The organism is Enterobacter sp. HNDS-6 (assembly GCF_039850505.1).
GTDB classification, from domain to species: domain Bacteria; phylum Pseudomonadota; class Gammaproteobacteria; order Enterobacterales; family Enterobacteriaceae; genus Enterobacter; species Enterobacter kobei.
On record NZ_CP156673.1, the window covers coordinates 1,579,779 to 1,604,680 of the forward strand.

General features: G+C 55.8%; 23 protein-coding genes. 7 read left to right on the top strand and 16 right to left on the bottom strand.

Annotation, left to right across the window (positions count from 1 at the left end):
- Positions 1–17 precede the first annotated feature (17 nt).
- Positions 18–602, bottom strand: coding sequence for a putative adenosine monophosphate-protein transferase Fic (locus ABFI50_RS07465; protein ID WP_014885513.1), 585 nt, complete (start codon positions 600–602; stop codon positions 18–20).
- A gap of 105 nt (positions 603–707) precedes the next feature.
- A complete protein-coding gene (gene ppiA, locus ABFI50_RS07470; protein WP_014885514.1) occupies positions 708–1,280 on the bottom strand; it encodes a peptidylprolyl isomerase A in 573 nt (190 codons plus the stop codon).
- A 277-nt stretch (positions 1,281–1,557) separates the two neighbouring features.
- On the opposite strand from ppiA, the gene tsgA reads away from it, so the two are divergent.
- Positions 1,558–2,739, top strand: coding sequence for an MFS transporter TsgA (tsgA, locus tag ABFI50_RS07475; protein WP_047365894.1), 1,182 nt, complete (start codon positions 1,558–1,560; stop codon positions 2,737–2,739).
- A gap of 18 nt (positions 2,740–2,757) precedes the next feature.
- On the opposite strand, the gene ABFI50_RS07480 is transcribed toward tsgA, so the two are convergent.
- Positions 2,758–4,059: a cytosine deaminase gene (locus ABFI50_RS07480; protein ID WP_041163073.1), complete on the bottom strand. Its 1,302-nt coding sequence runs from the start codon at positions 4,057–4,059 to the stop codon at positions 2,758–2,760.
- A gap of 239 nt (positions 4,060–4,298) precedes the next feature.
- Between ABFI50_RS07480 and nirB the strand changes: the two genes are divergently transcribed.
- From nirB to ABFI50_RS07500, 4 genes are all read left to right on the top strand, one after another.
- Positions 4,299–6,842, top strand: coding sequence for a nitrite reductase large subunit NirB (gene nirB, locus ABFI50_RS07485; RefSeq protein ID WP_014885517.1), 2,544 nt, complete (start codon positions 4,299–4,301; stop codon positions 6,840–6,842).
- On the top strand, positions 6,839–7,165 hold the full coding sequence (gene nirD / locus ABFI50_RS07490; protein WP_014885518.1) for a nitrite reductase small subunit NirD: 327 nt from the start codon (positions 6,839–6,841) through the stop codon (positions 7,163–7,165). The genes nirB and nirD overlap by 4 nt, the downstream gene beginning before the upstream one ends.
- A 135-nt stretch (positions 7,166–7,300) precedes the next feature.
- Entirely contained in the window at positions 7,301–8,674 is a 1,374-nt protein-coding gene (gene cysG / locus ABFI50_RS07495) for a siroheme synthase CysG (RefSeq protein WP_014885519.1), read from the top strand.
- 138 nt (positions 8,675–8,812) lie between these two features.
- On the top strand, positions 8,813–8,983 hold the full coding sequence (locus tag ABFI50_RS07500) for a YhfL family protein (RefSeq protein WP_014885520.1): 171 nt from the start codon (positions 8,813–8,815) through the stop codon (positions 8,981–8,983).
- Between the two features lie 143 nt (positions 8,984–9,126).
- On the opposite strand, the gene trpS is transcribed toward ABFI50_RS07500, so the two are convergent.
- The 12 genes from trpS to ABFI50_RS07560 form a co-directional block, all read right to left on the bottom strand.
- Positions 9,127–10,131, bottom strand: a complete 1,005-nt coding sequence (gene trpS, locus ABFI50_RS07505; RefSeq protein WP_014885521.1) for a tryptophan--tRNA ligase — start codon at positions 10,129–10,131, stop codon at positions 9,127–9,129.
- Positions 10,124–10,885, bottom strand: coding sequence for a phosphoglycolate phosphatase (gene gph / locus ABFI50_RS07510; RefSeq protein WP_014885522.1), 762 nt, complete (start codon positions 10,883–10,885; stop codon positions 10,124–10,126). The genes trpS and gph overlap by 8 nt, the downstream gene beginning before the upstream one ends.
- Positions 10,878–11,555: a ribulose-phosphate 3-epimerase gene (rpe, locus tag ABFI50_RS07515; protein ID WP_014885523.1), complete on the bottom strand. Its 678-nt coding sequence runs from the start codon at positions 11,553–11,555 to the stop codon at positions 10,878–10,880. Before rpe ends, gph begins: the two co-directional genes overlap by 8 nt.
- 41 nt (positions 11,556–11,596) lie before the next feature.
- Positions 11,597–12,409 carry an adenine-specific DNA-methyltransferase gene (gene dam, locus ABFI50_RS07520; protein WP_014885524.1) on the bottom strand — a complete coding sequence of 271 codons (813 nt, stop codon included), beginning with the start codon at positions 12,407–12,409 and terminating at the stop codon, positions 11,597–11,599.
- A gap of 67 nt (positions 12,410–12,476) precedes the next feature.
- Positions 12,477–13,772: a cell division protein DamX gene (gene damX, locus ABFI50_RS07525; RefSeq protein WP_014885525.1), complete on the bottom strand. Its 1,296-nt coding sequence runs from the start codon at positions 13,770–13,772 to the stop codon at positions 12,477–12,479.
- A gap of 92 nt (positions 13,773–13,864) precedes the next feature.
- Positions 13,865–14,953 (bottom strand): 3-dehydroquinate synthase, encoded by a 1,089-nt coding sequence (gene aroB, locus ABFI50_RS07530; protein ID WP_014885526.1) that lies wholly within the window; start codon positions 14,951–14,953, stop codon positions 13,865–13,867.
- Positions 14,954–15,009: 56 nt separating this feature from the next.
- Complete coding sequence (aroK, locus tag ABFI50_RS07535) at positions 15,010–15,531, bottom strand: shikimate kinase AroK (protein WP_003861630.1); 522 nt, start codon at positions 15,529–15,531, stop codon at positions 15,010–15,012.
- Positions 15,532–15,817: 286 nt separating this feature from the next.
- Entirely contained in the window at positions 15,818–17,056 is a 1,239-nt protein-coding gene (gene hofQ / locus ABFI50_RS07540) for a DNA uptake porin HofQ (protein ID WP_014885527.1), read from the bottom strand.
- Positions 16,968–17,372 carry a HofP DNA utilization family protein gene (locus tag ABFI50_RS07545; protein WP_014885528.1) on the bottom strand — a complete coding sequence of 135 codons (405 nt, stop codon included), beginning with the start codon at positions 17,370–17,372 and terminating at the stop codon, positions 16,968–16,970. The genes hofQ and ABFI50_RS07545 overlap by 89 nt, the downstream gene beginning before the upstream one ends.
- Positions 17,362–17,817, bottom strand: coding sequence for a hypothetical protein (locus ABFI50_RS07550; RefSeq protein ID WP_041163074.1), 456 nt, complete (start codon positions 17,815–17,817; stop codon positions 17,362–17,364). Before ABFI50_RS07550 ends, ABFI50_RS07545 begins: the two co-directional genes overlap by 11 nt.
- A 3-nt stretch (positions 17,818–17,820) precedes the next feature.
- Entirely contained in the window at positions 17,821–18,315 is a 495-nt protein-coding gene (locus ABFI50_RS07555; protein ID WP_014885530.1) for a PilN domain-containing protein, read from the bottom strand.
- On the bottom strand, positions 18,312–19,088 hold the full coding sequence (locus tag ABFI50_RS07560) for a hypothetical protein (RefSeq protein ID WP_014885531.1): 777 nt from the start codon (positions 19,086–19,088) through the stop codon (positions 18,312–18,314). Before ABFI50_RS07560 ends, ABFI50_RS07555 begins: the two co-directional genes overlap by 4 nt.
- Positions 19,089–19,208: 120 nt before the next feature.
- On the opposite strand from ABFI50_RS07560, the gene mrcA reads away from it, so the two are divergent.
- On the top strand, positions 19,209–21,761 hold the full coding sequence (gene mrcA, locus ABFI50_RS07565; protein WP_014885532.1) for a peptidoglycan glycosyltransferase/peptidoglycan DD-transpeptidase MrcA: 2,553 nt from the start codon (positions 19,209–19,211) through the stop codon (positions 21,759–21,761).
- An 80-nt stretch (positions 21,762–21,841) separates the two neighbouring features.
- Here the strand turns inward: mrcA and nudE are convergent, their stop codons facing one another.
- Positions 21,842–22,402 (bottom strand): ADP compounds hydrolase NudE, encoded by a 561-nt coding sequence (gene nudE, locus ABFI50_RS07570; protein WP_008503041.1) that lies wholly within the window; start codon positions 22,400–22,402, stop codon positions 21,842–21,844.
- A 325-nt stretch (positions 22,403–22,727) separates the two neighbouring features.
- Here nudE and ABFI50_RS07575 point away from each other — a divergent pair, with 325 nt between their 5' ends.
- Positions 22,728–24,863 (top strand): intracellular growth attenuator family protein, encoded by a 2,136-nt coding sequence (locus tag ABFI50_RS07575; protein ID WP_014885533.1) that lies wholly within the window; start codon positions 22,728–22,730, stop codon positions 24,861–24,863.
- The last annotated feature ends 39 nt before the right edge of the window (positions 24,864–24,902 follow it).

Below are 24,902 nucleotides of genomic sequence, written 5' to 3' on the forward strand. Positions count from 1 at the left end.
AAAAATGCCGCCCTATTCTACTCAGATTCCCGCGCTTCGCTCACTACTTTGGCAAAGACAGCGTTCAGCGCAGTCAAATCGCCCGTGGCGCCGCTTCGGTTCGCCGCCACCCACTGCTCGGGATCGATACCCCGCCAGTCCAGCATATACCCGGCATGAATGGCCAGCTGCTCAAAGAAGACCCGTTGGGCAATACCATTGCCGCTCATAAAAGGATGCAGCATATTGATTTCACAGTAGTAGTGACTAACTCTGTTCACAAAGGTTTCTTTCTGAAGACCCACCAGATACTTTTCGCTTTCCAGGTCCGCCATCAATTCATTGCCCATCTTCTCGATGTACTCGAAGTGGCAGAAAGGAATGTCACCTTTAAAAATATCGTCGGTTCGGTATTCGCCCGCCCGCTTCAGCTCTTTGCGATACAGATGGCGGTGAATAAGGCAAAGATGGGGTAAACCGGGCGCGGAAGGCCCGAGCTCCAGCGTCTCAATATGGGGTTCTGAAGGACCATGACCTTTTTCAAGGAGACAACTGGCCTGAAGATTGACGTTACGCTGCTGCTCCCAAATACGGGATTTTTGCTTGTCGGTGAGTTTTTTCACTTAACGCCTCCCTGAATAGTCCGTTTGCCACAAGTATAAGCAGCAAAACGCGCTTTCGCAGGGAGGGGGCATTACACGGGCGAGCGCCGCCCGTGTCAAAGAGGGTTACGGCAGTACTTTTGCGGAGAGGATCACGACCGGTTTGGACGGCACATTCTGGTACGGGCCGACGTCATGAGTAGGAACCTGAGAAATCTTATCCGCCACGTCCATCCCTTTCACAATTTTACCGAAGACCGCGTAACCGAAGTCACGCTGGCCATGGTCGAGAAAGGCGTTATCCGCCACATTGAGGAAGAACTGGCTGGTGGCGCTGTCTTTATCCGCCGTACGTGCCATGGAAATCGTGCCGCGCTTGTTCAGCAAGCCGTTGTCCGCTTCGTTTTTGATCGGCGGGTTCGGCTGCTTCTGCTGCATCTGCTCGTTGAAACCGCCGCCCTGAATCATGAAGCCAGGGATCACGCGGTGGAAAGTGGTGTTGTTATAAAAACCACTGTTCACATAGTCGAGGAAGTTTTTCACGGAAACCGGAGCTTTCTGGCTATTCAGTTCCAGCTCAATATTCCCGGCAGAGGTGGTCAGCAGAACGTGAGGGTCCCCTTTGGCTGCCAGCGCAGCAGGGGAAACGGCAGAAAGAGCAAACACAGCTGCGACAGCCGCCAGTGTTGATTTGAGCATGAGAATTCCTTAACAAAGCGCAGTATAAAAAGCGAATGGCTTGATTCTAAAGAGCAGTATGAACGGAGACCAGCCTTTTACCTAATTTTACGAAATTGAAACAGTTGTAACCACGCAAACGATTGGTTATGGCGTCTTTTTATGTGATAGAGATCACATAAAAAACTGCAATGAAGTTTAAATTTCTTTGAAAAGGTATGAATGGATCACTTTAATGTCTAAAATCTGCCCGCTCTCAGCGCCTTCCGGGCGCTTTTCTTTTTTGAACAGGCCAGACATGACTAACAGCAATCGCATCAAGCTCACATGGATCAGCTTCTTCTCCTACGCCCTGACCGGCGCGTTGGTGATCGTCACCGGGATGGTGATGGGGAATATCGCAGACTACTTCCAGCTGCCCGTCTCCAGTATGAGTAACACCTTTACCTTCCTCAACGCCGGTATCCTCATCTCTATCTTCCTGAATGCCTGGCTGATGGAAATCGTGCCGCTGAAGACCCAGCTGCGTTTTGGTTTTGTGCTGATGGTCGCCGCCGTGGCGGGTCTGATGCTGAGTCACAGCATCGCGTTGTTCTCCGCCGCCATGTTCGTGCTCGGCCTGGTCAGCGGGATCACCATGTCGATCGGTACGTTCCTGATTACCCATATGTATGAAGGCCGTCAGCGCGGCGCGCGCCTGCTGTTCACCGACTCCTTCTTCAGCATGGCCGGGATGATTTTCCCGATGGTGGCCGCCGTTCTGCTGGCACGCAGCATTGAGTGGTACTGGGTCTATGCCTGTATCGGTCTGGTTTACGTAGCAATCTTTATTCTGACCTTCGGCTGTGAATTCCCGGTTCTGGGCAAAAAAGCGCAAACCGCCGCAGAACCCGTCGCGAAAGAGAAATGGGGCATCGGCGTACTGTTCCTCTCCATCGCCGCCCTGTGCTATATCCTGGGCCAGCTGGGCTTTATCTCCTGGGTACCGGAATACGCGAAAGGCCTGGGCATGAGCCTGAACGACGCGGGTAAACTGGTAAGCGATTTCTGGATGTCTTACATGTTCGGCATGTGGGCGTTTAGCTTCATCCTGCGCTTCTTCGATCTGCAGCGCATCCTGACGGTGCTGGCGGGCCTGGCAACCGTGCTGATGTATCTGTTCATCAACGGTTCCCCGGACAATATGCCGTGGTTCATTATGACCCTGGGCTTCTTCTCCAGCGCGATTTACACCTCGATCATCACGCTGGGCTCCCTGCAGACCAAAGTAGCTTCGCCGAAGCTGGTTAACTTCGTGCTGACCTGCGGTACCATCGGCACCATGCTCACCTTTGTGGTGACGGGGCCGATCGTTGCCCACAGCGGCCCGCTGGCGGCGCTACACACCGCTAACGGTCTGTATGCCGTGGTGTTCATCATGTGCTTCGTGCTGGGCTTCGTGACTCGCCACCGCCAGCACAATGCGGTAGTGTCTCACTAACCTTCCTGCCCCTTTGCGCTACGCAGAGGGGCTGTTTCTGGCAAAGCTGACCTCCTCCCCCCCGATATCCATCTGGATCCACGTCTGCGCCAGCTGCGTCGTGGCAATCACCCGCCCCTGACGAATCGACCAGCGCACCGGCACCTGACAGCGCACCGCTTCAAACCCGCTCTCCGCAGGCAAAATCACCAGATTCGCCGGATTGCCCGAGGCAATACCGTAATCGCTCAGGCCAAAGGTACGGGCGCTGTTATGGGTGATCAGATCCAGGCCGCTGTCGATTTGCGGAAAGCCCATCATCTGGCAGACGTGTAACCCCATGTGCAGCACCTGGAGCATATTGCCGGTTCCCAGCGGGTACCAGGGGTCAAAAACATCGTCATGACCAAAGCAGACGTTAATGCCTGCTTCCTGGAGTTCCTTCACGCGCGTGATGCCGCGGCGCTTAGGATAGTCGTCAAAACGCCCCTGCAGGTGGATATTGACCAGCGGGTTAGCGACGAAGTTAATCCCCGACATCTTCAACAGGCGGAACAGGCGCGAGGTGTACGCACCGTTGTAGGAGTGCATGGCGGTAGTATGGCTGGCGGTCACGCGCGGACCGATGCCAGCCTCGTAGGCCAGGGTAGCCACCGTCTCGACAAACCGCGACTGTTCGTCGTCAATTTCATCGCAATGGATATCCAGCGGACGGTCATATTTCTTCGCCAGTGCAAAAGCAATATGCAGCGACTGGACGCCATACTCGCGGGTGAATTCGAAGTGCGGGATTGCCCCCACCACGTCGGCACCCCGTTTTAACGCCTCTTCCAGCAGCGCCGCGCCGTTCGGGTAAGAGAGAATACCCTCCTGGGGGAACGCGACGATTTGCAGCGTCACCCATGGGGCCACCTCCTGCTTCACTTCCAGCATGGCCTTCAGGGCGGTGAGCGTCGGGTCGGAGACATCCACATGGGTACGGACAAACTGAATGCCGTTGGCGATTTGCCACTTCAGCGTTTTCCAGGCGCGCGCTTTGACGTCGTCATGGCTGAGTAACGCTTTGCGCTCCGCCCAGCGTTCAATGCCCTCAAAGAGCGTGCCCGACTGGTTCCAGTTCGGCTCGCCTGCCGTCTGGGTGGTATCAAGATGGATATGCGGCTCGATAAACGGTGGGATCGCCAGCCCGCCGCGCGCGTTCAACACTTCATAACTTTCAGCGCGGGTGTCGTCCATTGGGGTGATGTCACCAAATCGCCCGTTCTCAATGGCGAGTTGCCATAGTCCTTCCCGGCCCGGTAAGCGAACATTCTGAACAAGCCAAAGCGGTGTTGTAGACATTTCTTATCCCCTGATCAACGCAACGTTGTTTAAGCATATTTTTGTTCAAAAATACGCCATTGCTTTGTACACAAAATCGACGCCCCCGAAAAGCCTGCGATTTCCATAACTTATAAAAATCCTGACAAATCAGCCGCATACCACCTAAGGAGTAGGCGAAGACGTATTTGATTTACATCAATAAGCGCCCCTGCTGAATCGTTAAGGTAGGCAGTAATAGAAAAGAAATCGAGGCAAAAATGAGCAAAGTCAGACTCGCTATCATCGGTAACGGCATGGTCGGCCATCGCTTTATTGAGGATCTTCTCGATAAAGCCGGTGCCGACCAGTTCGATATTACCGTGTTCTGTGAAGAACCCCGCAAGGCGTACGACCGTGTGCACTTGTCTTCCTACTTCTCCCATCATACCGCCGAAGAGCTCTCTTTAGTGCGTGAAGGTTTCTATGAGAAGCATGGCGTAAAAGTGCTGGTGGGCGAACGCGCCATCACCATCAACCGTCAGGAAAAAGTGATCCACTCCAGCGCCGGACGTACGGTTTTTTACGACAAGCTGATCATGGCGACAGGCTCGTATCCGTGGATCCCGCCTATTAAAGGTTCTGAAACTCAGGATTGCTTCGTTTACCGTACGATTGAAGACCTCAACGCCATTGAATCCTGCGCACGCCGCAGCAAGCGCGGCGCCGTTGTCGGCGGCGGTCTGCTGGGCTTAGAAGCCGCGGGCGCGCTGAAAAACCTCGGCGTAGAAACCCACGTCATCGAATTTGCCCCGATGCTGATGGCCGAACAGCTTGACCACATGGGTGGCGACCAGCTTCGCCGTAAAATCGAAAGCATGGGCGTGAAAGTTCACACCAGCAAGAACACCAAAGAGATCTTGCAGGAAGGCACCGAAGCACGTAAAACCATGCGCTTTGCTGACGGCAGCGAGCTGGAAGTAGACTTTATCGTCTTCTCCACCGGTATTCGTCCACGCGACAAACTGGCAACCCAGTGCGGTCTGGCCGTCGCGCAGCGCGGCGGGATCATGATTAACGATACCTGCCAGACCTCCGACCCGGATATCTACGCGATTGGCGAATGCGCCAGCTGGAATAACCGCGTATACGGTCTCGTGGCGCCAGGCTACAAAATGGCGCAGGTCGCCGTGGACCATATTCTCGGCAGCGAAAACGCCTTCACCGGCGCGGATATGAGCGCCAAGCTGAAGCTGCTGGGCGTGGACGTGGGCGGTATCGGCGATGCGCACGGTCGCACGCCTGGCGCTCGCAGCTACGTCTATCTCGACGAAAGCAAAGAAGTCTACAAACGTCTTATCGTCAGTAAGGACAATAAAACCCTGCTCGGCGCAGTACTGGTAGGCGATACCAGCGACTTTGGTAATCTGCTCCAGCTGGTGCTCAACGCCATCGAGCTGCCGGAAAACCCGGACGCGCTGATCCTCCCGGCGCACGCCTCCAGCGGTAAACCGTCCATCGGCGTGGATAAACTGCCGGACAGCGCGCAGATTTGCTCCTGCTTCGACGTCACCAAAGGCATGCTGATCTCTGCCATCAACAAGGGCTGCCATACCGTTGCCGCGCTGAAAGCCGAAACCAAAGCCGGTACCGGCTGTGGCGGATGTATTCCACTGGTAACTCAGGTGCTGAACGCCGAGCTGGCGAAACAGGGCATCGAAGTGAACAACAACCTGTGCGAGCATTTTGCTTACTCTCGCCAGGAGCTGTATCACCTGATCCGTGTGGAAGGCATTAAGTCCTTCGACGAACTGCTGGCGAAACACGGCCAGGGTTATGGCTGTGAAGTGTGTAAACCGACCGTCGGCTCCCTGCTGGCCTCCTGCTGGAATGAATACGTGCTCAAACCCGAGCACACGCCGCTGCAGGATACCAATGACAACTTCCTGGCGAACATTCAGAAAGACGGCACCTACTCCGTCATTCCACGTTCCGCCGGTGGCGAAATCACGCCGGAAGGGCTGGTCGCGGTGGGCCGGATCGCCCGCGAATTTAACCTGTACACCAAAATTACCGGTTCACAACGTATCGGGCTGTTTGGGGCGCAGAAAGACGACCTGCCAGAAATCTGGCGCCAACTGATTGAAGCAGGCTTCGAAACCGGCCACGCGTATGCCAAAGCGCTGCGTATGGCGAAAACCTGCGTGGGCAGCACCTGGTGCCGCTACGGCGTGGGCGACAGCGTCGGCTTCGGCGTGGAGCTGGAAAACCGCTACAAGGGCATCCGTACCCCGCACAAAATGAAGTTCGGCGTCTCCGGCTGTACCCGTGAATGTGCCGAAGCGCAGGGTAAAGACGTGGGTATTATCGCCACCGAAAAAGGCTGGAACCTGTACGTCTGCGGTAACGGCGGGATGAAACCACGCCATGCAGACCTGCTGGCAGCGGATCTTGACCACGACACGCTGATTAAGTACCTCGACCGCTTCATGATGTTCTACATCCGTACCGCCGATAAGCTGACCCGTACAGCGTCCTGGCTGGATAACCTGGAAGGCGGCATTGATTATCTGAAAGCGGTGATCATCGACGACAAGCTGGGCCTGAACGAGCATCTGGAAGCAGAGATGGCTCGCCTGCGCGAGGCAGTGATCTGCGAGTGGACCGAAACCGTGAATACCCCTGCGGCGCAGACACGCTTCAAACACTTTATCAACAGCACCCAGCGCGACCCGAACGTGCAGGTGGTGCCAGAGCGCGAGCAGCATCGCCCGGCAACACCGTATGAACGCATTCCAGTCACGCTGGTGGAGGAAAACGCATGAGCCAGTGGGTAAACATTTGCGAGATTAACGACATTCTGCCCGCCACCGGCGTGTGTGCGCTGCTGGGTAACGAGCAGGTCGCGATTTTCCGTCCCCGTCACGATGAACAGGTTTTTGCCATCAGCAATATCGACCCGTTCTTCGAGGCCAGCGTGCTCTCCCGTGGCCTGATTGCCGAGCACCAGGGTGAACTGTGGGTCGCCAGCCCGCTGAAAAAGCAGCGTTTCCGTTTAACCGACGGACGCTGCATGGAAGATGAAAGCGTCTCCGTGAAGCACTATGACGTCCGCGTGAAGGACGGCAAGGTGCAGCTCAAAGCGTAACCCCCCGCCTTTTCAATAGGAAAGGCTTATGACCCCTTATGGGTAACGGCAGGAAAAACCGTATATTTTCGGCGATTCCTGCTGTTATCCTGACGTCAATGCTTACCCCCTCCTTGAATGCTGTGAGGTATCGTCGTGGACCACCTGCCGATTTTTTGTCAATTACGCCATCGCGACTGCCTGCTTGTAGGCGGCGGCGATGTGGCTGAGCGCAAGGCGCGCCTGCTGCTGGAAGCGGGGGCCCGACTGACCGTGAATGCTCTCACCTTTACCCCGCAGTTTGACGTCTGGGCCCAGGAAGGGATGCTCACGCGGGTACAAGGAGAGTTTGATGAATCCCTGCTGGATACCTGCTGGCTGACCATTGCCGCAACGGATGACGATGCCGTGAATCAGCGCGTCAGCGATGCCTGCGAAGCGCGGCGTATCTTCTGCAACGTGGTCGATGCGCCGAAAGAAGCCAGCTTTATCATGCCGTCGATTATCGACCGCTCACCGCTGATGATTGCGGTGTCATCCGGTGGACGCTCACCTGTTCTCGCCCGCCTGCTGCGGGAAAAACTGGAAGCCGTGCTGCCGCAGCATCTTGGTCAGATTGCCCACTATGCCGGACAACTTCGTTCCCGCGTGAAGCAAACCTTCGCGACCGTAGGGGAGCGCCGTCGCTTCTGGGAAAAGTTCTTTGTGAACGACAGGCTGGCGCAGTCGCTGGCGAACCAGGACACAAAAGCGGTGGAAGAGACGACCGAACAGTTACTGAACGAACCGCTGGATCACCGTGGAGAAGTGGTGCTGGTCGGCGCGGGTCCTGGCGATGCAGGCTTACTGACGCTGAAAGGCCTGCAACAGATCCAGCAGGCGGATATCGTGGTCTACGACCGCCTGGTCTCCGATGACATCATGAACCTGGTGCGTCGCGACGCCGATCGCGTCTTCGTCGGCAAGCGCGCGGGCTACCACTGCGTACCGCAGGAAGAGATTAACCAGATCCTGCTACGCGAGGCGCAGAAAGGTAAGCGCGTGGTGCGTCTGAAAGGCGGCGATCCGTTTATCTTTGGTCGCGGCGGCGAAGAGCTGGAAACCCTGTGCAACGCAGGTATTCCGTTCTCCGTGGTGCCAGGGATTACGGCGGCGTCCGGCTGCTCAGCCTACTCCGGCATCCCGCTGACCCACCGCGATTACGCGCAGAGCGTGCGTCTTGTGACGGGCCACCTCAAAACCGGCAGCGAACTGGACTGGCATAATCTGGCCGCTGAAAAGCAGACGCTGGTCTTCTACATGGGGCTAAATCAGGCCGCCACTATTCAGGCGAAACTGCTGGAGCACGGCATGGAGGCAGATATGCCCGTTGCGCTGGTGGAAAACGGTACCGCCATTACGCAGCGTGTGGTCGATGGTGTGCTGACTCAACTCGGCGAGCTGGCGCAGCAGGTTGAAAGTCCGGCATTGATTGTGGTGGGTCGCGTGGTTGAATTACGCGATAAGCTGAACTGGTTCTCGAATCACTGACACATATTTTTCCCTCTTCGAGTAGTCCTTAAGCGGACTACTCCCCTCTAACGGCTACCGCTAACATACCGCCCGCATAGTGGAACTTTTCCATTTATTCCCTCGTATTACATCCAATTTTTTAGACAAGGAATGCGTATGTTCAAGCTGGCAAAAGCCGCCGTTCTGGTTGGCCTGTTATCGACCCTGACGGCCTGTACCGGTCACGTTCAAAACACCAAAAATAACTGCAGCTACGATTATCTGCTGCACCCGGCGATCTCAATTTCGAAGATCATCGGTGGTTGCGGACAGGCGGCACAGCAGTAAGCCGTTTTCAGGCGTAAAAAAACCGGGATTTCCCGGTTTTTTAGTTTTGTGAAGTGCGGCCTGATGCCCTCACGCTGACCCTCTCCCACAGGGAGAGGGAACAAACCCTAAAAACGGTAACGTGGTTACCGTTTTGCTTTTACCTATGGTTTACCCACAAACCCAATCGCTTCATACACCGCTTTGAGGGTTTCTGACGCGCGCGCGCTGGCTTTTTCCGCGCCGTCTTTCATCACCTTCTGCAGGAAAGCTTCGTCGTTACGGTAGCGGTGATAACGCTCCTGCAACTCGGTCAACATGCCGGAAACGGCGTCTGCCACTTCACCTTTCAGGTGACCATACATCTTGCCTTCGAAGTGCTGTTCCAGCTCTGGAATGCTCTGGCCGGTCACACCGGAGAGAATATCCAGCAGGTTGGAAACGCCCGCTTTATTCTGCACGTCGTAGCGCACCACTGGCGGCTCGTCGGAGTCGGTCACCGCACGCTTAAGCTTTTTAACCACGGATTTCGGATCTTCCAGCAGGCCAATAACGTTGTTGCGGTTATCGTCTGACTTGGACATCTTCTTGGTCGGTTCCAGCAGCGACATGACGCGTGCGCCCGATTTCGGAATAAACGGCTCTGGTACTTTAAACACCTCGCCATAAAGCGCGTTGAAGCGCTGGGCGATATCGCGGCTCAGCTCCAGGTGCTGTTTCTGGTCTTCACCGACAGGAACCTGGTTGGTCTGGTACAGCAGAATGTCAGCCGCCATCAGCACCGGATAGTCAAACAGACCGGCGTTGATGTTTTCAGAATAGCGTGCGGATTTATCCTTGAACTGGGTCATGCGGCTCAGTTCACCGAAGTAGGTGTAGCAGTTCAGCGCCCAGCCCAGCTGTGCGTGCTCTGGTACATGTGACTGAACAAAAATGGTGCTCTTCTCAGGATCGATGCCGCAGGCCAGATAGAGGGCCAGGGTGTCCAGGGTGGCTTTGCGCAGCTTCTCAGGATCCTGACGCGCAGTGATAGCATGAAGATCCACGATGCAGTAAATGCAATGGTAGTCATCCTGCATGCTGACCCACTGACGCAACGCACCCATGTAGTTACCAATGGTCAATTCACCTGACGGCTGTGCGCCACTAAATACGATGGGCTTAGTCATTATTCAATTCCTGATGTTCACTGTGCGAAAGCCCGAGTGCGGGCAACAAATCTTTGAAGTGGTCGAACACAACATCCGGCTCACTCAGCGTTATGGCCTCACCGTAGTTGTAGCCATAGGTCAATCCGACGGAAGGACATCCTGCCGCGCGGGCAGCCAGAATATCATTGCGGGAATCCCCGACAAAGAGCAGCTCCGCAGGTGTTAAGGATAATTTTCCTGCCACCAGCAACAGCGGTTCCGGATGCGGCTTTTTGTTTTGCACATCATCGCCGCCCACAATCACGGAGAAATATTTCGCGATATCCAGCGCGTCGAGAAGAGGGGCAACAAACGGCGTGGGTTTATTGGTCACTAGCCCAAGCGGGATGCCTTGGGCATGCAGCACGCTCAGGGTTTCCTGGACGTCCGGGAAGAGAAAACTCCCCTCTTCAACGGTCTCTTCATAGAAACGATTGAACAGTTTGCGCAGAATACGCAGCTGCTCATCCTGAGGGATATCTGCGTGATCGACGCTCGGTTTGCCCTGCGCGGAACGCTGCGACGCGCGCTCCTGACGAGCCCACGTTAACGCGCGCTCCATCAGCACATCGGCACCGTTGCCAATCCACGTCACAACACGTTCTTCGCCCGCAACGGGCAGTTCAAGGGCATACAGCGCCTGATCCACGGCGCTCGTTAAGCCCGGCGCGCTGTCAACCAGCGTGCCGTCGAGGTCGAACGCTACACCCCGAATTGCCTGCAATTTATCCATGACTTACCTTCGCCAGCTCGCGGCGCATTTCATCAATGACTTTTTTGTAATCCGGTTGGTCGAAAATGGCCGACCCGGCAACGAACATATCCGCGCCCGCTGCCGCAATTTCACCAATGTTATTCACTTTCACACCGCCGTCCACTTCCAGGCGAATATCGTATCCTGACTCATCAATACGACGGCGCACTTCGCGCAGCTTGTCCAGCGTATGAGGGATGAACGACTGACCGCCAAAGCCCGGGTTAACAGACATCAGCAAAATGACGTCCAGTTTATCCATGACATGATCGAGATAGCTCAACGGCGTGGCCGGGTTAAACACCAGACCCGCCTTACAGCCATTCTCTTTGATCAGCTGCAGGGTGCGGTCCACATGTTCTGAGGCTTCCGGATGGAAAGTGATGATGCTGGCCCCCGCCGCGGCGAAGTCTGGCACGATTCGGTCGACCGGCTTGACCATCAGGTGAACGTCGATCGGCGCGGTGATGCCGTAGTTACGCAGCGCCTTGAGCACCATTGGGCCAATCGTCAGGTTGGGGACATAGTGGTTATCCATAACGTCGAAATGGACGACATCTGCGCCAGCCGCGAGAGCTTTAGCCGTGTCTTCACCCAGGCGGGCAAAATCGGCCGACAGAATTGAGGGAGCAATCAAAAACTGTTTCATCCGCATCTCCTTGAAATGTGTTTACCGGCGGGCAAAACGGCTCAGGGGCGATAAAGAGCCAGGAGTTCGTCCACCTTTTTACGTGTGCCGCCGTTGCTGCTAATGCTACGCCGCACTTTAACCTGAAAATGCTTCGCGGCTTTATACCATTCGCGCGTATCAGGCGTATCGTGATTCGAAATTAACACCGGAATTCTTTTGCTGACCAGCTTTTCCGCCATCTCCGCCAGACGCGCCTGTTCGGCCGGGCTGAAGCTGTTGGTATGGTAGGCGGTGAAATTCGCCGTCGCCGACAGCGGGGCGTACGGAGGGTCACAGTAAACCACCGAATTTACTCCCGCCAGTTCCATACACTCCTCATAGGAGAGACAGTGGAACTCTGCATTCTGCGCTTTTGCAGCAAAGTGATATAACTCGTCCTGCGGGAAGTACGGGCGCTTATAACGACCAAACGGCACGTTGAATTCACCACGCAGATTATACCGGCACAGGCCGTTGTAACCATGACGGTTGAGATAGAGGAACAACAGCGCGCGGCGGAACGGATCCTGGCTCTGATTAAACTCCGTGCGGAACCGATAGTAGACGTCAGGGTTGTTGTTCTCAGGCGTAAACAGCTTACGCGCCTCTTCCACATACTCATCGGTACGCAGTTTGACGATGTTATAGAGGCTGATAAGGTCGCTGTTGATATCCGCGAGGATATAACGAGAAAAATCAGTGTTCAGGAACACCGATCCTGCACCCACGAAGGGCTCGATAAGACACTCGCCTTTTGGCAGGTGCTTTTTAATATCATCGAGCAGGGGGTATTTCCCCCCTGCCCATTTCAGAAAAGCGCGATTTTTTTTCATGCTGACTAACTGATTACACCTTCTCCGGCTGTGGAGAAAGCTCCGACAGCATCCTGCGCTTTAAACATTACTTCAGATCGGCCTGAACCTGATGAATCGGCTTCGCCCATGGGTTTTTAGCCTGAACATCTGCAGGCAGCGACGCCACGGCACGTTTCGCTTCATCTTTGGATGCATAAACCCCGCTAACCAACACATACCACGGTTGACCGTTTCGGGTCGTCTGATAAACCACGTAGTTTTTCAGATTTGATTTCTTCGCCCAACCGTTGAGGTTGTCATAGTTAGACGAACTGCTCAACTGCAGCGTGTAGTTGCTGGATGGCGCAGATTTCAGCGAGCTGACGTTGCCTGCGGTTTTGCCTGCTGTCGTGCTGGAAGCCGTCGCGGCAGGCGCAGTGGTGGCCGCCGGTGCCGTTGTGGTCGCCGTCGCTTTCGGTGCAGTCTGCGTGACTGGCGCTTTGGCCGGCTCGTTCACGGCAGCTGTAGCCGTGTGTTTCGGCTGTGTCGGTGCGGCTTTCACTTCAGGCGCTTTGACTACGGCCTGAGGTTTGGTTTCACGCTTAGGCTCAATCACCGCCTGCTTACGTTCAGGACGTGTCGCCGTTTGCGTCTGACGCGGCTTGGTTTCCGTCGCCGCAGTTTGCGGCTGAGCGTTACCACCGCGAATCGGCGCAACGGTTGCAGGTTCAGTTGGCAGCGTAGAGTTCACCACAACGTTATCAACCTGCTGCTGGTTCTGTGGCTGTGTCAGTGCATTGTTCAGGTCTCCCTGAACTTCTACACGCTGCTGGCCTTCAGGCGTAACCGGAGCCTGGCCCTGAGCTGGGGTTGATGACACAGGCGGCAGGGAAACATCCTGCGGCGTCGTGGTGTTGCTGGCAGTCTGCTCAGCGGAAGTGGTGCCCGGCGCTGGCTGCGCACCGTTCGCCTGATCCGTCGCATCGTTACCGGAAAGATTAATGCTCTTCTCAGTAGAAGCCGTCTGCTCGGTTGAGTTCGTTGACGGTGCTTTCAGCGCGGAGCCAATGCCAACAATCAGCAGCACAAGCACCAAAACGCCAAGGCCCATCATAATATACTGGCGGGAAGCCGGTTTCTGCGCAGCGGCTTTTTTACGTTTACGCGGGCGACGCTCTACAGGCTGTTCGTCCATTGAATCTTCTTCGGACTCATAATCCTCTTCTTCTCGCTCATCACGCGCGTTGCGGCTACGCGAAGGGCGACGATCGTCTGCATCCAGTTCAACATCGTCAAAGTTGATCTGCGGCTCGTTATCACGTTCTGAAGATTGACGAGAACGACCAGTACGACGATCGCTGGGATCGGGTTTCAGCTCGTCTTCTGGTTTGAATTCATCCATTTAACACCCCACTCAAAGGCTTATGCCTACGTCTTTGCATTTCGCCTGAAGCTAAACGACCACCGGTAAAAGTGGCCTGACCTTTCTAGTTGTTACGCCTGCTGACAATCAGCGATAGCGCCAAGAACGACATCGTGCGACACTCCGCCGCGCACTTCACTCTTCCCTATTGCAAGCGGGAGTACAAGACGCATCTCACCTGCCAATACTTTTTTATCGCGCATCATGTGGGGTAAATACGCTTGCGCCGACATCTCCTGCGGCCCGGTTACCGGCAAACCTGCACGTTCAAGCAGCGCAATGATACGTGCCGTCTCTTCCGGTTTAAACTGACCCAGACGTTCAGAGGTGCGGGCTGCCATGACCATTCCGGCTGCGACGGCTTCACCGTGCAACCAGTTGCCGTAACCCATTTCGGCTTCAATGGCGTGACCAAACGTATGCCCAAGATTCAGTAAAGCACGTAAGCCGGTTTCACGCTCGTCTGCGGCGACAACTTCTGCTTTCAGTTCACAACAACGACGAATGCAGTATGCCAGTTTTGCTTCATCCAGGCGCAACAACGCATCCATATTCTCTTCCAGCCAGTTAAAGAACTCGCCATCCAGAATAATGCCGTATTTGATCACTTCAGCCAGACCCGAAGCCAGCTCGCGCGTCGGCAGGGTTTTCAGACAGTCGAGATCCACCACGACCGATGCGGGTTGGTAGAACGCGCCAATCATGTTTTTGCCGAGCGGATGGTTGACTGCGGTTTTGCCGCCGACAGAGGAGTCGACCTGTGACAGCAACGTGGTCGGGATTTGAATAAAACGAACGCCACGTTGATAGCTTGCGGCCGCAAAGCCGGTCAGATCGCCCACAACACCGCCGCCCAGGGCAAGCAGTGTTGTATCGCGACCATGCGGTTTTTGCAGCAATGCGGTAAAGACGGTATCCAGTACCGTCAGGCTTTTATACTGCTCGCCATCGGGCAGAATCACACTGTCGACTTTAACGCCTGCCTGCTCAAGCAGGTGGCGTACGCGGTCAAGATAAAGCGGAGCCAGCGTCTCATTGGTGACCAGCATCGCCTGATCACCCGCTTTTAGTGGTAAAAAGGAAGCTGGGTCGTTAAACAAACCAGCCGCGATGGTGATAGGGTAACTACGTTCCCCGAGAGTAACTGTAATCCTCTCCATGACGCGACATCCACCTTTAATGCTTTACCCGCAGGCGAGTGTATATAAAGCCAGAATCAGTTGCTTTCCAGCATATGAATAATCTGGTTTGCAACCACTTTAGCGCTCTGATCGTCAGTGCGAATGGTCACATCGGCAATCTCTTCGTACAGCGGATTGCGTTCATCGGCCAACGCTTCCAGAACTTCGCGAGGTGGCGTTTCAACCTGCAGCAGCGGGCGCTTTTTATCGCGCTGCGTACGTGCCAGCTGTTTCTCAATGGTCGTCTCAAGATAGACCACTACGCCACGGGCGGAGAGACGGTTGCGGGTTTCGCGAGATTTCACAGAGCCGCCGCCTGTTGCCAGTACGATGCCCTGTTTTTCCGTGAGTTCGTTGATCACTTTTTCTTCTCGGTCACGGAAACCTTCTTCGCCTTCTACATCGAAAACCCAGCCCACATCAGCTCCGGTTCGTTTCTCAATCTCTTGATCAGAATCGTAAAATTCCATATTGAGTTGTTGAGCTAACTGACGCCCAATAGTGCTTTTGCCGGCACCCATAGGCCCAACCAGAAAGATATTGCGTTTCTCTGCCATTTTATCGGTACTACTAAGACTATTCGTTAATGGTAATCCCCGCTTCGCAGACACCCGGCGTAGCAGGACATGAACTGAAACCTCATATGCAATAGAGCGAGAGTCAGACTAAAAATTATCTCAATACTCCGGCTTGTTTGGCAACTGATTAAATCACCACGCCGGTCGCATAAGGTAATAAGACGTAAGTCCAACTCAAATCGGTACTCCTTGTATGCTAATTCATGCCCCACGTCAAACATCTGCAACAAACTGAATGCAAAATCATTGCGGGGATCGTTACCCGTCAGTGAATAGCCACCAGACGTGGTGTAATAAACACCACTAACTCACGCCGTTCATTGTCTTTTCCATCATGGCGAAAAAGTTGTCCCAGCCAGGGGATGCGGCTAAGCCCGGGTACGCCGTCACTGCCGGTTTTATTCTTTTGCGAGAAAATCCCGCCCAGCGCCAGCGTTTCTCCACTTTTGACCTCCACCTGGGTTTCTATCTCCTGCTTGTCGATGGCCAGCGTTTCACCGTCAGCCTGCTGCAACACCTGTCCCGGCATGTTTTCACTGATGTGTAATTTCAGTCGCACGCGTCCACCGGGCAATACCACCGGCGTGACCTCCATTCCGAGTACTGCCTCTTTAAACTCCACCGAGGTCGCGCCGCTTTCGCCGCTTGAGACCTGATACGGGATCTCACTGCCCTGCTTGATGCTTGCCGGTTGCATATGCGAGGCCAGCAGCCGGGGGCTGGCGATGATATCGACCTGCTGTTTTTGTTCCAGCGCAGATAACTCCAGATCCAGCAGCCTGCCGTTAATCCGCCCGATGTTAAACCCCACATGGCTGGTTGCGCTGGCCACGGACAGATCGCTGCCAAGCGTCGTAATCTGTCCAACCCTGCCCGCCTCGGTAGCGTCAGCGAGATTCCATTTCACGCCCAGCTCACGGAGGCTTTTTTCATTAATGGTGACAATGTGCGCCGCCAGCTCAACCTGCTCGACGGGAATATCCATCTGCAACGCCCACTGCTGCAGCGCTTCCAGCGCGGCCGCGTTATCTCTGACCAGCAGGCGGTTGGTACGTTTGTCGACCGATAAACTCCCCTTTGGACTCAGAAGCTTTTCCGCGGCTTTTTGCAGTTCCCCGGCGTCCGCATATGAAAAAGGGAGGCTTTGCGAGATCAGCGGTGCATCAAGCTGTCGACGCGCCCGCTCCTGCTCTAAACGTTCCCGCCGATCGCGCAGCCATGCCGGGGTATGAACATAAAAAATGCTGCGCTCCTCGTGCAAAACGAGCCCGGCGCTGGCAACGACCGTCTGCAATGCTTGCCGCCAGGGGACGCCCGTCAGATTAAGCGAGAGCGTGCCGCTGACATCGGGCGATATCACCAGATTACGGTTCTCCTGCGTAACCAGTGCCTGGAGCACCTGGGCCACAGGAACATCATCCACCACCAGCGTGACCGGCTTTGGCGCGGCGGCCCACAGCGGGTGGCTGAACGCCAGCAGCAACAGCACTATCCTTAACGTCATTTGTATCCTTTCCTTCTCGTTGCCACGTCCATTGCCCGGGTTCACATGTCTCCCCCACGGCAATGGCCAGTTCCGTTTCATTGATGGCGGTTATCTGCCAGCCCGCCGGAAAACGATCGCGCATTTTCATACGATGCCAGCGCTGTTGCCCGTCCTGTAAAATAGCCAGTCGCTGCTGTCCTGCTACCATTCCGCGGTAGTGCCACTGCGCCAGCTCGCCCGTAGCGCAAGGGTCATCCGGCGGACGAAACGGATCGCGCATGCCGGTCAATAACAGCACGGAACAAACCAGCAGGCACTTCGCGCTATTTCGCATGTTCCAGCTCCAGCCGCAGGCGTAACACCGTACTTTGGGGCGAAATCGTAAAAGCAGCGACCTGCACATCCCGCTGTGCCAGCCGGGAAAAGAGTGCGGGGATCGCCTGCCACGCCGATTCCAGCGCCAGTTCGCCGCCGTTTTGCAACGGCTTCCAGTGCAGGAGCGTTGTTCCTTCACCCTGAAAATCGAGCGGCGAAAATGGCATCATCTCCCGTGCCGTCTGGGTTTCCGGACGAAGCGTTGTCTTACTGGCGGAAGGCCACAGCGACGCGTTAGTCCGCACCTCCTGGACCAGCTGCTGCTGTCGCTCTGTACACTGCCTCTCAACTGGCCGAAGCACCGTGCTCCATGCTGCCAGTCCCACAAGGAAAATCCCCAGACACATGCAGATCAGCCGACACCAGGGGCGGCTATCACACCAGCGTTCTAACAAAGTCTCCACGCGCTACCCCTCGCTTTTCAGGTACAGCGTGAACATCCAGCGCCCCTGACTATCCTGCCGAAGCTCCCCTTCAGGCCCGGGTGTAAAGCCGGCGAGTTGTCCCACTCCGTTGCGCAGCGCAGAGAGAGCCGGAAGGGTGGAGGCATACCCGATCATCACCAGCGCGGGAGGCTGATAACGCAGCTCCGTCAGCCAGACCTGTGGGGGCATGGCGCGGGAAAGTGATTCCAGCACCGGTTGCCATGCGTGTCGTTGCAGCGTGCCCGCAGGCTTCTGCGTCACGGTGGTCAGTTTCTGGCGAGACATAAGGCCACGCTGCACGGACTGGGTTCCCACAAGCTGACTTTGCAGCGCGCGCAGCGTTACCTGATGGTTCATTCGCAGACTGAAAACGATCATGAGGATCAGCAGCGACGTGCTGATAAACATGCCGCCCCAGAAACGCAGGCATCGCGCGCGACGCTGCTGACGCCAGGGCAGGAAATTGGTGACGTTCATTCAGGCTCCTCACTCATAGCCAGTGCCAGCGCGACGGTAAAGTCAGCTCCGCACTCGGGGAGAGGAGCATGGCAGCGTTGCAGGGTTTCCCATGGCGTCCGTTGGGTATCAAACAGCGCGATGTCGTTCGGGTTGAGGGCCAGCAGCGCCGCCAGCTCAGTGACGTTTTCTGCTTCAGTGGTGTATCGACGTCCCCACTGGTGGCGCATGGCCCACAGCCATTGATGCTGATCCCGCCAGGCGACGCACGGCGTCGGTGCTACCGCAGGGAGCAGGTTCGCCAGCGCGCTGGCATCCGGGGTGATGGTCGCCAGCCGCAAATGCAGTGTTTTCGCCAGCGCCAGCAGCGTTTCAACCTCCTTGTTTTGTGCGGCAGTGACGTGATACGTATTGCTGAACGTATCCTGGGTGTAATCGAAACAGAGGGTATCTGCGGACATCTCCAGTTCGCGCGAGAGCGACGCGCCCAGCCATGAGAGCTGTTCGCTGTCGCGCAGCGCAACCGCCGGGCGGGGAAGCGACCTTTGCAGAGTGCGCGCGGCTGGGAATGAGAGATAGACCCGGTGATAATGCGGCAGCGTCTTTCGCCAGTCGCGCAACGCATCAACCAGCTGTTCCGGCTGGCTAATTTTGCCGTCACGAATCGTGCCTTCAGCAAGAGTGAATGCCCACCAGCGGCGTAAACACCAGCCGCCTCTCTCCCGGGCCAGCGCCGCAATCAGCACCCTATCCTGTTGAATATGAACGCCCGTTTGCCATGTTTTGAAAGCCATGCTTCACGATCTCCTTATCGCCCGTCGCCGTGACGGCTATATCAATGAATCAGGCTTGCCTTTATACTACCGCGCGATTGTTTAGAAACTGCCCAAGTGAAACCAAATGGGAAATCTCCGGTGAAGTTCGTAAAGTATTTATTCATCCTTGCAGTCTGTTGCATTCTGCTGGGAGCAGGCTCGATTTACGGTTTGTACAAATATATTGAGCCACAGCTACCTGATGTCGCCACGCTTCGCGATGTGCGACTCCAGATCCCGATGCAAGTCTATAGCGCCGATGGCGAATTGATGGCGCAGTATGGCGAGAAGCGTCGTATCCCGCTGACCTTAAACCAAATTCCGCCCGTGATGGTGAAAGCCTTTATCGCCACCGAGGACAGCCGTTTTTACGAGCACCACGGTGTCGATCCGGTGGGGATTTTCCGCGCCGCGAGCATTGCGTTGTTCTCTGGTCATGCCTCCCAGGGGGCAAGTACCATTACGCAGCAGCTGGCGCGTAACTTCTTCCTCAGCCCTGAAAAAACGCTGATACGTAAGATCAAAGAGGTGTTCCTGGCGATCCGTATTGAGCAGTTGCTGAGCAAGGACGAAATCCTTGAGCTGTACCTCAATAAAATCTACCTGGGCTACCGTGCTTATGGCGTGGGGGCTGCGGCACAGGTGTATTTCGGTAAACCGGTGGATCAACTCACCTTAAGCGAAATGGCCACCATCGCAGGTCTGCCTAAAGCGCCTTCTACGTTTAACCCGCTCTATTCGCTCGATCGCGCCACCTCGCGTCGTAACGTCGTCCTGTCACGTATGCTGAGCGAAGGCTATATCAGCCAGAGCGAGTACGACCAGGCGCGCAACGATGTCATTGACGCCAACTACCACGCCCCTGAGATCGCCTTCTCTGCGCCTTACCTGACCGAAATGGTGCGCCAGGAGATGGTGAGCCGTTATGGCGACAAGGCCTATGAAGATGGCTATCGCGTGTACACCACCGTCACTCGCAAAGTGCAGCAGGCGGCTCAGGAGGCGGTGCGCAACAACGTGATGGACTACGACATGCGTCACGGCTATCGCGGCCCGTCAAACGTGCTCTGGAAAGTGGGTGAAAGCGCGTGGGACAGCAAAAAAATCACCAGCACGCTGAGGGCGCTGCCAACCTATGGCCCGCTCCTCCCTGCTGTCGTGACGCAGGCCAATCCTCAGGAAGCCGTTGCGACCCTGGCGGATGGCACTTCCGTCTCCCTGCGTATGGACGGGATGCGTTGGGCACGACCTTACCGTTCGGACACTCTGCAAGGGCCAACCCCGCGTAAAGTCACCGACGTGGTACAGACCGGACAGCAAATCTGGGTGCGTAAGGTGGGCGATGCCTGGTGGCTGGCGCAGGTCCCTGACGTCAACTCGGCCCTGGTCTCGATCAACCCACAGAATGGTGCGGTCATGGCGCTGGTTGGCGGGTTCGATTTCAACCAGAGCAAGTTCAACCGCGCGACTCAGGCACTGCGTCAGGTTGGCTCCAACATCAAGCCGTTCCTCTACACCGCGGCGATGGATAAGGGCTTAACCCTTGCCAGCATCCTTAACGACGTGCCTATCTCCCGCTGGGACGCTGGTGCCGGTTCCGACTGGCAGCCGAAAAACTCGCCTGCGGAATATGCCGGCCCTATTCGTCTTCGTCAGGGTCTGGGACAGTCGAAAAACGTGGTGATGGTACGTGCCATGCGCGCAATGGGCGTTGACTATGCGGCAGAGTATCTGCAGCGTTTCGGCTTCCCGGCGCAGAACATCGTTCGCACCGAGTCGCTGGCGTTAGGCTCCGCTTCCTTTACGCCGCTTCAGGTCGCACGTGGATACTCGGTGATGGCCAACGGTGGCTTCCTGGTTGACCCGTTCTTCATCAGTAAAATCGAGAACGATCAGGGCGGCGTGCTGTTTGAGGCAAAACCGAAAATTGCCTGCCCTGAGTGTGATATCCCGGTCATTTACGGCAATACACCGAAATCCGAGGTGCTTGAAAACAAGGACATGGAAGACCCTGCCGTGTCTCAGGAGCAGCCGAATATCGTTGTACCGCAGCCACAGCTGGAGCAGGCTAACCAGTCGCTGGTTGCACAGACCGGCGCGCAGGAGTATGCCCCGCATGTGATCAACACGCCGCTGTCATTCCTGATCAAGAGCGCGCTGAACACCAACATCTTCGGTGAACCAGGCTGGCAGGGTACCGGCTGGCGTGCGGGACGCGATTTACAGCGCCATGATATCGGCGGTAAAACGGGTACCACCAACAGCTCGAAAGATGCATGGTTCTCCGGCTACGGTCCGGGCGTAGTGACCTCGGTGTGGATCGGTTTCGACGATCATCGCCGTGACTTAGGTCGTACCACGGCATCCGGCGCGATTAAAGATCAGATTTCCGGCTACGAAGGCGGCGCGAAAAGCGCACAACCGGCGTGGGATGCGTACATGAAATCCGTTCTTGAAGGCGTACCAGAGCAGCCATTAACGCCACCGCCGGGTGTGGTCACGGTCAATATTGACCGTAGCACCGGACAGCTCGCTAATGGCGGTAATAGCCGCGCCGAGTATTTCATCGAAGGCACGCAGCCAACCACGCAGGCGGTGCATGAGGTGGGTACAGAGATTATTGATAACGGCGAAACGCACGAGCTGTTCTAAGCATAAAAATGCCCGGTAAAAACCGGGCAAAGAATCCCAGGCCGGGTAAGGCGAAGCCGCCACCCGGCTTTTTTTATGACCTACAACCGCCCCTGCCCCTTCAACCATTCCCGAACCAGGAACAACGCGCTCACGTTGCGGGCCTCGTTAAAGTCTGGGTCTTCCAGCAGATCCATAAGATGCGCCAGCGGCCAGCGCACCTGCGGCAGCGGTTCCGGCTCATCTCCCTCCAGCGATTCAGGGTAGAGATCTTCAGCCACCACAATATTCATTTTGCTGGAAAAATAGGACGGCGCCATGCTCAGTTTTTTCAGGAACGACAGCTCATTCGCACCAAAACCCACCTCTTCTTTCAGCTCACGGTTTGCCGCTTCAAAGACCGTTTCGCCCGGGTCGATCAGTCCTTTGGAGAACCCAAGTTCGTAAGATTCTGTTCCCACGGCGTATTCGCGGATCAAAATCAGATGATCGTCGACGATAGGGACAATCATCACCGCTTCGCGCGAAGAGGGGCGCATACGTTCATAAACACGACGCACACCGTTGCTGAACTCCAGGTCCACACTTTCAACATTAAACAGGCGCGATTTGGCGACAGTTTCAACATTCAGAATGGTGGGTTTTTGTAGTGGTTTGCTCATCTTGATGGGGTCTTAACAGTGTGAACTGGCTTTATTGTGCGATATGCCGCACGGTTTCGGCAATGTCAATCGCTCTTTATTTACATTTATGCAACGTAGCTGGGATCAATCCTCAATTCAAAACAAATGTCAAGAGGTTGAAATGTTTCCAGGAATTTGCTGATATCGCGCCATAAGAGGCTTTGCTATCATCACCGGTCACTGGGATGCGCTTCAGAATGCTCAAGTTCGACTCCATACTTGCCGATAGCCAGCCACAGACTCTCATTCAATGTAAAGGTGCTACTGATTACACCTGTAAGAAGATTAGTAAGATGGGGAAAGCATGAGCACCATTTTGATTGTTCTCGCTGCTATGCTGGCCAGCGCATTGATTGCAGGGTGGCTGTACTGGCGACGCGCACAGCGCCGTTACCGGCTGCCTTTTTTAAATGCCTTCGCGGGTGCGACCACCCGTAAACTCGCGCAAGATGAGCGCGATGCAGTTGAAAACTATCTCGAAACGCTGAACCGTACCCAGTTATCGCCTGGGCCGACGGGAGCTACAGCTGCGCCTGTCGCACTGAAACTTAACGCGCAGAGCGACACCGTGCTCTGCGTGACGCGTTCCATTACTCGCTACGGTATCACAACGGACGACCCCAACAAGTGGCGCTACTATCTTGATTCCGTCGAGGTACATCTGCCCCCCTCCTGGGAACAGTACATTAACGACGAAAACAGCGTTGAGCTGATTCATACCGATTCGCTGCCGCTGGTTATCTCGCTTAACGGTCATACCCTGAGTGAATATCTTCACGAAGCTCCGCGTTTTGCGCTGGAACGCGCGAGTTCAACACAGGCCTCCATTCGTGGCGAAGAGACCGAGCAGATCGAACTGCTGAACATTCGTCAGGAAACGCATGAAGAATACGCCCTGAGCCGTCCGGACGGCATCCGTGAAGCCATTCTGATCGTTGCCGCTTTCCTGCTCTTTTTTGTCTGCCTGCTGACGCCGGACGTCTTTGTTCCGTGGCTGGCAGGGGGCGCTGTGCTGCTTCTGGCTGCCGGACTGTGGGGGCTTTTTGCACCGCCGGCCAAAACCTCGTTGCGGGAGATCCACTGCCTGCGCGGCACACCAAAGCGCTGGGGTCTGTTCGGTGAAAACGATCAGGAGCATCTCAACAATATTTCGCTCGGTATTATCGACCTTATCTATCCGCGCCACTGGCAACCGTGGATCGCGCAGGATTTAGGGCAGAAAACCGATATTGATATCTACCTTGACCGCCACGTTGTGCGTCAGGGACGCTTCCTGTCTCTGCATGATGAAGTGAAAAATTTCCCGCTTCAGCACTGGCTCCGTAGCACGGTCATTGCTGGCGGCGCCGCGCTGGTGTTTATCATGCTGCTGCTTTTCGTGCCGCTGGATATGCCCATCAAATTCACCCTGTCGTGGATTAAAGGCGCGCAGACCATCGAAGCGACCAGCGTCAACCAGCTGGATGAAGCAGGGGTACGGGTGGGCGATACGCTGCGCCTGAAGGGAACCGGGATGTGTAATATCCACAGCCCGGGCGGATGGAACACGCGGCAGAGCTCGCCTTTCATGCCGTTCGACTGCTCGCAAATTATCTGGAACGATGCGCCGCCGCTGCCATTACCGGAATCCGAAGTTGTGAATAAAGCCACGGCGCTGACCCAGACGGTTAACCGCCAGCTGCATCCGAAAGCGGATGACGATTCACGCGTCAGCCCTGCGCTCCGTTCTGCCATCCAGAAGTCAGGCATGGTTCTCCTGGATGACTTTGGCGATATCGTTCTCAAAACCCAGGATTTATGTTCCTCGCAGGATGAGTGCATACGCCTCAAAAACGCGCTGGTTAACCTGGGGAACAGCAAAGACTGGGACTCACTGGTCAAACGCGCCGAAGCGGGACGACTGGACGGCGTCAATGTCCTGCTGCGCCCGGTAAGCGCCGAATCGCTGGATAACCTGGTCGCCACGTCGACATCGCCGTTTATGATGCGCGAAACCACCCGTGCGGCGCAGGCGCTCAACAGCCCGGCACCGGGCGGCTTTGTGATTGTCAGCGATGAGGGCAGCGACCTGGTCGATCAGCCTTACCCGCAGGTGGCGCTTTATGACTATCCGGCACAGGAGCAGTGGGGTCAGTTCCAGCGTCTGGCGCAGATGCTGATGCAAACCCCCTTCAGCGCCGAAGGGATTGTCACCAGTATTTATACCGATGCCAACGGCACCCGTCATATCGGCCTGCACCGGATGCCGGATAGCGCAGGATTGTGGCGATACATTGGCACCTCTCTGCTGATGATCGCCATGCTTATCGCCATTGTCTGGAACGGTATTATGGCGCTGCGCCGCTATCAACGCTCGCGCACCCGTCTTGCTGAGATCCAGCAATATTATGAAAATTGCCTTAATCCCAAGCTGATCCCCTCCTCCGAGAGCCTGATCTGATAACCTCGTTGCGCGACAAGATGTGCTACCCTGTCGCGC